The following is a 7,497-nucleotide window of genomic DNA, read 5'->3' as shown; positions in this document are numbered from 1 at the left end:
GAAGTGAAACCTCTTTGCGCTGATGGTAGTGTGGGGTTACCCATGTGAGAGTAAGTCATTGCCAGCTCATTATTCGAAACGCCCCCTGCATGAGCAGGGGGTGTTTTTTTGTGTGTGGGAGTTTATAGCAAAATTAAATATAGTAAAAATAATATTCTGAATTTACTCAAAACTCGAAACACCCCCTTAGCGAAATCGTTAATGGGTATTTTTATTATTGTGAATCAAATATTTGAAAATTATTAATTTAGAAAACATAGAAATTTGAAAGCCAGTTCGTATGTTTTTTGGTAAAACTGTGTTATAAAAATTAAAACGGCATAAAAATTGCTTATAGAACAAGATTTTTAATTAAGGGGGTAATAATGAGATTATCAGTGGGCTTAAAAATTGCGAACTCGCTGTCATTAACTCCACAATTGCAGCAAGCAATTCGGCTATTACAATTATCGAGTCTGGAACTGGAACAAGAAGTTCAACTGCAACTTGATAGTAACCCTCTATTAGAAAAAGTTGAAGAACAGATTACCCTTGAACGCTTATCGACACTTGAATCAAATAATGAACACAAAGACCTAACTAATGAACTCAATGCGGATCACCTTCCCGATGACCTACCTGTAGATACCGATTGGGATGATGTCTATACTCATCAACCTACCAGCTTAGGTGCGGCTGAATTCGAAGAGCGCGAAGACAATCGTCAAGGGCATCAGAGTTTACAGGAATATATGCTTGAGCAAATTAACCTGTTAAATTTTTCACAGCTTGATAAATTAATCGCTTATTGCATTGTCGATTCCTTGGATGACAAAGGCTTTTTAGATGCTGAGCTGACTGAAATTACTGCATCGGTACAACATCTTCTATCTTCGATGGGGAGTGAGGAGGAAATTGAAGATGATGAAGTTGCGGTCGTATTAAAGCATATTCAGCGTTTAGATCCGGTGGGTGTAGGGTCTAGAAGTTTGGCAGAATGTCTGTTGGTTCAGCTTGATCATTTACCTGCCTCAACGCCTTACCGAAATGATGCAATCAAGCTTCTACAACATTATGAATTACTGATTAGTAATGAACTTCCTAAACTGATTAAACAAACCGGGCTAAATCCAGAGCAGTTACGCTGTGCGGTAGATTTATTAAAAACTCTGAAACCTCACCCGGGCTTGGAATTTGAAAATAAAGAATCGGATTATCAGGTGCCAGATGTTGTGGTCATGAAAAAGAATAACGCTTGGCATGTCAATTTAAATCCGGATGTACTGCCAAAATTACGCGTCAATCCTTTCTATGCCAAAATGATTCGTCGTGCAGATCAAAGTGACGATAATCAATATTTACGTAACCAGATGCTAGAAGCAAAAAATTTCATTAAAAGCGTTGATGAGCGGCATAAAACATTATTAAAAGTGGCAACCTGTATTGTCGAACATCAGAAAATGTTCTTGGAAATTGGCGCTGAAGGGATGAAACCTTTGGTTTTAAGAGATATTGCCGAAGAAGTAGAATTGCATGAATCGACCGTATCTCGTGTGACCACCAATAAATATATGCTGACGCCGCGCGGCTTATTTGAATTAAAATATTTCTTCTCGAGTCATGTGGGTACGACTTCAGGTGGAGAGGCTTCATCTACAGCCATTCGTGCCAAGATCAAAAAACTGGTTTCTGAAGAAAATGCCCGTAAGCCTTTGTCTGATAATGCAATCGCCAATATATTGAAAAATGAAGGGATTGATGTGGCACGACGGACGGTGGCGAAATATCGTGAATCGTTACATATTCCTTCATCTTCTGAGCGAAAGGTCTTGATCTAAAATTTAAAATCTGGCTATTCTAAAGATTCATTATGACAGCATAATGAATCTTTTTTCTTTTGAGGAACAGTGAAAATGATTTGAATCAGTGCTTAAAATACGATTTTTGAGTTATAAGTTGCTGTATTTAAATTATTTTATATTGTGACTCTTCTAATCCTAACGAAGGTGAGGGATAGAACTATGCAAATAACAATTCGTGGACATCATTTATCTATTACGCCAGCAATTGAAGAACGTATAAAAACCAAATTTTCACAAATGACCAAGCATCTTGATCAGGTGAATAGTATGCAAGTGAAACTCTCTAAAGATCATCAAATTGATAAACGCTCCAGAAAAGGCAGTAGTAATCATATCGCAGAAGCGATTATCCGATTGCCGGGCATCGAGTTTTTTGCCCATGCCACAGCAGATGATATGTATACTTCCATTAAACTTCTGACAGAAAAATTAAAACGCCAGATCGATCGATATCGGGAAATACATTTACAGCAGCATGCTTTGGCTTTGTAAAGGACAAATGATGAAAAAGAGGTTTTAAAAGCCTCTTTTTTTTATATATATAATGTATGGATCCATGAATTATTTTTGCTATTTATAGTAAAATGGCTCGTTTTACACCCTTAGTCCTATAAGAGGTCTTGTGATGAATAATGAACAGCTCGCTGAAATTTTAGAAGCCGCTTTTCCCGAGGCGGATGTTGCTGTGAGTGGTCAGGGCGGAAAATTTGATCTCCGTATTGTGGATGATCAATTTGAAGGTAAGCGTCCAGTTGCACGTCAACAAGCTGTTTATGCTCCTCTCAATGCCCATATTGCCAGTGGTGCAGTTCACGCAGTGACAATTCGAGCAATGACAAAAGAAGAATGGCGCAAAGCAAGCTTATTTGGAGCTTAATAAATTAATGGATAAATTTTTAATTCAGGGCGGTATCAAGCTCGAAGGTGAAGTGCGTATTTCTGGTGCTAAGAATGCCGCGCTTCCATTATTAGCAGCAATGATTCTTGCCGATACGCCAATTACGCTCAAAAATGTTCCTGATCTGAAAGATGTGAATACATTGGTGAAGCTGATTGCCGGTCTTGGGATCACCATGACTTATGAAGGCGATACCGTTACTGCGGATACCTCGACATTAGATAACCAGTTTGCACCATATGAGCTCGTGAAAACCATGCGTGCTTCTATTTTAGTGCTTGGTCCTTTATTGGCGCGCTATGGTAGTGCAAAAGTGTCTTTGCCGGGTGGCTGTGCAATTGGTTCACGTCCTGTTGATCAGCATTTAAAAGCGTTGGAAGCTTTGGGTGCAGAAATTGAAGTTGAAGCAGGCTATGTGCATGCCAAAGTCGATGGCCGTCTTAAAGGTGGCGAAGTCGTTTTCGATATGGTGACTGTCGGTGGTACAGAAAATATTCTGATGGCTGCAGTCTTGGCCGATGGTGTGACCACAATTCGCAATGCAGCACGTGAGCCTGAAATCACTGATCTTGCGCAAATGCTGATCAAGATGGGGGCCAAAATTGAAGGTTTGGATACCGATACGTTAATCGTGACTGGTGTTGAAAGTCTGCATGGCTGTGAATATGCAGTGGTGGCTGACCGGATTGAAACGGGTTCATATCTGGCGGCGGCTGCAATCACAGGTGGTCGTATCAAAACCACACACACAGATCCATCCCTCATGGAAGCTGTGCTGGATAAATTTGAAGAAATGGGCGCAGAAGTCACTCGTGGCGACGACTGGATTGAGTTAGATATGCTGGGTAAACGTCCGAAAGCCGTAAGCTTCCAGACCTTGCCACATCCAGAATTTCCAACTGATATGCAAGCCCAGATCATGGCTGTAAATGCCATTGCTGCAGGCTTTGCGACAATTTCAGAAACGATTTTTGAAAACCGTTTTATGCATGTTCCTGAGTTGGCCCGTATGGGGGCAAACATTCAGGTCGAAGGTAATGATGCTGTCGTAACTGGGGTAGAAAAACTTTCTGCCGCACCCGTAATGGCAACAGATTTACGTGCTTCTTTCTCTTTGGTACTGGCAGCACTTGCCGCTGAAGGTGAAACACTGATTGACCGTATTTATCACATTGACCGCGGTTATGAAAATGTAGAAGCAAAGTTACAAAGTTTAGGTGCCCAAATTAAGCGAGTAAATTAATGAGCGATATGAGAAACGATGATCCAAACTTTGACGTAATGGGCAATTTTGATCATGGTTTAACTTTGGCATTAAGTAAGGGTCGTATCTTAAAAGAAACATTGCCACTGCTTGAAACAGCAGGGATTAATTTACTGGAAGATCCGGATAAATCACGTAAACTGATTTTCCCCACTACGCATAAACAGGTTCGTATTTTAATTTTACGTGCTTCTGATGTGCCGACTTATGTAGAAAATGGTGCAGCCGATATTGGTGTAGCGGGTAAAGATGTATTGATGGAACATGGTGCGCAAAATGTCTATGAACCATTAGACCTGAAAATTGCGGTTTGTAAATTGATGACAGCTGGTAAAGTCGGGATGCAGCGTCCTAAAGGTCGTTTGAAAATTGCGACCAAGTACGTGAATTTAACCCGGCAATACTATGCCAGCTTGGGTGAGCAAGTCGATGTGATCAAGTTGTATGGTTCAATGGAACTTGCACCATTGGTCGGTCTGGGCGATTACATTGTCGATGTGGTCGATACTGGTAATACCTTACGTGCCAATGGTTTAGAGCCACTTGAAGAAATCTGTAAAGTCTCTTCACGTTTAATCGTCAATAAAGCCAGCTTCAAACGTAAGCAAGCCTTGTTAAATCCGATTCTGGCTCAGCTTGAAAAAGCAGTCGAAGAACGCGAAAAGGCAAAACAGGCTTAAAATTGATTGCTTAAGAAACCGCCCAATCCGGGCGGTTTCTTATTTCTCTATATATCAGATTCTATTTAAATCCTTTCATCAATTTTACCCAAAGCTATTTTCAATAAAACTCATAGAGCTAGAGCACTATGTCTGCCGACAAAAGCCTAGAAAACAGGTAAACTAAAGCCTTCGAATTCAAACCTGATGGGTAAATTGATGCGACGTTTATCGACCCAAGATCAAAACTTCAAGCAAGCATTTGCTGACTTGTTGGCTTTTGAGACTGTGAATGATCCTGAACTTTTAAAAACTGTAGATCAAATTATTGCTGATGTTCGTCAGCATGGTGATGCACATGTTCTTAAACTCACTCAACAGTTCGATCGACATCCGGCGCATCAATTTTCAGAGCTAGAACTGACACAAGAGCAGCTCAAAGCTGCCTTTGAAGGTTTAACGACTGAAGTTCGTGAAGCACTGGAATTAGCTGCAGCGCGTGTGCGTGAGTTTCACCAGGCCCAAAAACAAGATGGCTGGACTTATGTCGATGCTTTGGGGAATACGCTCGGTCAGAAAGTGACTCCACTGGATCGTGTCGGGATTTATGTGCCGGGTGGTCTGGCATCTTATCCATCCTCAGTACTGATGAATGCAGTGCCTGCACATGTGGCGGGTGTCCCTGAAATTATTATGGTGGTGCCTGCCCCGAATGGTGAACTCAATCCATTGGTATTGGCTGCTGCATATTTGGCTGGCGTAACACGTGTCTTTACGATTGGTGGTGCACAAGCCGTTGCAGCACTCGCATATGGTACAGAAACCGTACCACCTGTCGATAAAATTACTGGTCCAGGTAACCGGTTTGTGGCTGCAGCAAAACGTGCGGTGTTTGGTCAGGTCGGTATCGATATGATTGCAGGCCCTTCTGAGATTCTGGTCTATGCCGAAGGCGAGAATAACGCTGAATGGTTGGCGATGGACTTATTGTCACAGGCTGAACATGACACTGTGGCACAAGCCGTTTTCATTACACCTGATGAAGCACTTTTAGATGCTGTTGAAAAGTGGATTGAAAAACACTTAGAAGCATTACCGAAAGCAGATATTGCACGTACTTCAATTGAGAACCGCGGTGCTTTGGTATTGGTAAAAGACCGTGCTGAAGGTGCTGAGCTGATTAACCAAGTGGCGCCAGAACATCTCATGCTATGTTTAGATGAAGCACAAGAGATGGCAGAAGATATTCGCCATGCAGGCGCGATTTTCATGGGTCGTTACACCCCTGAAGCGATTGGTGATTATTGTGCCGGGCCAAACCATGTCTTGCCAACTTCAGGTACAGCACGTTTTTCATCACCGCTGGGGGTTTATGATTTCCAGAAGCGATCAAGCCTGATCATGTGTTCACAAGAGGGTGTTAAAACCTTGGCGAAAACAGCAGATATTTTGGCACAGCAGGAAAATCTGGATGCGCATGCGAGATCGGCGCGTTATCGTTACCAGTAATTAAAAATATAAAACCTCTCCCTAACTCTCTCCTACTAAGGAGAGGGGAAATATTATAAAGAATGAATATTCCTCTCCCTGAATGAGCTTTAAGCATTGTTTTAAAGTGAATGTAAGAGAGGTTAGGAGAGGGAACTTTGAGAATTTAAAAATGAATATCACCACAGAACAAATGCGTTTTTGGAGTCCTGACGTACGTGAATTAGAACCGTATACGCCGGGTGAACAGCCAAAAATCCAGAATATTTTAAAACTGAATACCAATGAAAATCCGTATCCGCCATCGCCTAAAGTGGTTGCGGCAGTGCAGCAGGTATTGGCCAATTCAGCTGACGTTTTGCGCCTTTATCCAGATCCAGACGCATCTGAACTTAAACAGGCGATTGCGAAACAGCAACATGTGCCTGTAGAGACGGTTTTTGTCGGGAATGGTTCGGATGAAGTTTTAGCGCACATTTTCAAAGCATTCTTTGTTCAAGAACAGCCATTGCTTTATCCAGACATCACCTATAGTTTCTATCCGGTATATAGTCAGTTCTTTGGGGTAAAAACCAAAATTTTACCACTCAATGATGACTTTGAAATTGTGGTAGATGATTATAAACAGGCCAATGGCGGTATCATTATCACCAATCCGAATGCGCCAACCAGTATTGATCTTGGCTTGGGTGCGATTGAAGAAATTCTGCAAGCCAATCCAGATTCAGTGGTGGTGATTGATGAAGCCTATGTCGACTTTGGCGCTGAATCGGCAGTCAAGCTGGTTGAGAAATACGAAAACTTAGTGGTATGTCAAACTACATCGAAGTCGCGTTCTCTTGCAGGATTACGTGTGGGTTTTGCCATTGCTCAGCCACATTTAATTGCAGCACTTGAAGCAGTCAAAAATAGTTTCAACTCTTATCCGATGGATCGTTTTGCCATTGCGGCAGCGGTGGCTTCTTTTGAAGATCAGGAATACTTTGAAGCACAAAATCATAAAGTCATTGCCAGTCGTGAAAAGTTGGTAGCTCAGCTGAATGAGCTTGGTTTTAAGGTATTACCTTCGAGTGCAAACTTTATTTTTGCCACATTCGTATCTAAAGATGCAGGTGAGCTCGCGAGTGAGTTACGTGAGCGTGGTATTATCGTGCGTTATTTCAACAAACCTCGTATTAATCAATTCTTGCGTATTACGATTGGTACAGATGAGCAAAATCAGCGTTTAGTAGATACGCTAAAAAATGAGATTTTGTGTAATTAAAATCCTTTCTAGCCTCCCGTTTTAAAGGGAGGCATTCTCACCTTTATTAAAGGTGAGAAGCATTGCTGCGCAAGGGGGAGATT

Annotated in this window: 7 protein-coding genes; all 7 read left to right on the top strand. The window is 41.7% G+C overall.

What is annotated here, in order from left to right:
• The first annotated feature begins 365 nt into the window (after nucleotides 1-365).
• Nucleotides 366-1,817: an RNA polymerase factor sigma-54 gene (locus KT990_RS01370; protein WP_180001088.1), complete on the top strand. Its 1,452-nt coding sequence runs from the start codon at nucleotides 366-368 to the stop codon at nucleotides 1,815-1,817.
• A gap of 183 nt (nucleotides 1,818-2,000) precedes the next feature.
• Nucleotides 2,001-2,333, top strand: coding sequence for a ribosome hibernation-promoting factor, HPF/YfiA family (gene hpf, locus KT990_RS01365; protein WP_005172527.1), 333 nt, complete (start codon nucleotides 2,001-2,003; stop codon nucleotides 2,331-2,333).
• A gap of 133 nt (nucleotides 2,334-2,466) precedes the next feature.
• Nucleotides 2,467-2,718: a BolA family iron metabolism protein IbaG gene (gene ibaG / locus KT990_RS01360; RefSeq protein WP_004730742.1), complete on the top strand. Its 252-nt coding sequence runs from the start codon at nucleotides 2,467-2,469 to the stop codon at nucleotides 2,716-2,718.
• A 7-nt stretch (nucleotides 2,719-2,725) separates the two neighbouring features.
• Entirely contained in the window at nucleotides 2,726-3,982 is a 1,257-nt protein-coding gene (murA, locus tag KT990_RS01355) for a UDP-N-acetylglucosamine 1-carboxyvinyltransferase (RefSeq protein WP_005172524.1), read from the top strand.
• A complete protein-coding gene (hisG, locus tag KT990_RS01350) occupies nucleotides 3,982-4,683 on the top strand; it encodes an ATP phosphoribosyltransferase (RefSeq protein ID WP_004646025.1) in 702 nt (233 codons plus the stop codon). The genes murA and hisG overlap by 1 nt, the downstream gene beginning before the upstream one ends.
• A gap of 186 nt (nucleotides 4,684-4,869) precedes the next feature.
• Nucleotides 4,870-6,171, top strand: coding sequence for a histidinol dehydrogenase (gene hisD / locus KT990_RS01345; protein WP_081273097.1), 1,302 nt, complete (start codon nucleotides 4,870-4,872; stop codon nucleotides 6,169-6,171).
• Between the two features lie 151 nt (nucleotides 6,172-6,322).
• Nucleotides 6,323-7,414: a histidinol-phosphate transaminase gene (hisC, locus tag KT990_RS01340; RefSeq protein WP_100357378.1), complete on the top strand. Its 1,092-nt coding sequence runs from the start codon at nucleotides 6,323-6,325 to the stop codon at nucleotides 7,412-7,414.
• Nucleotides 7,415-7,497: the final 83 nt, after the last annotated feature.

The sequence above is a fragment of the Acinetobacter sp. F9 genome, from assembly GCF_019195275.1.
In the GTDB taxonomy this organism is placed as follows: domain Bacteria; phylum Pseudomonadota; class Gammaproteobacteria; order Pseudomonadales; family Moraxellaceae; genus Acinetobacter; species Acinetobacter pseudolwoffii.
The sequence above is the reverse complement of the archived record's forward strand: the minus strand, read 5'-3'. Positions and strand labels throughout refer to the sequence as shown.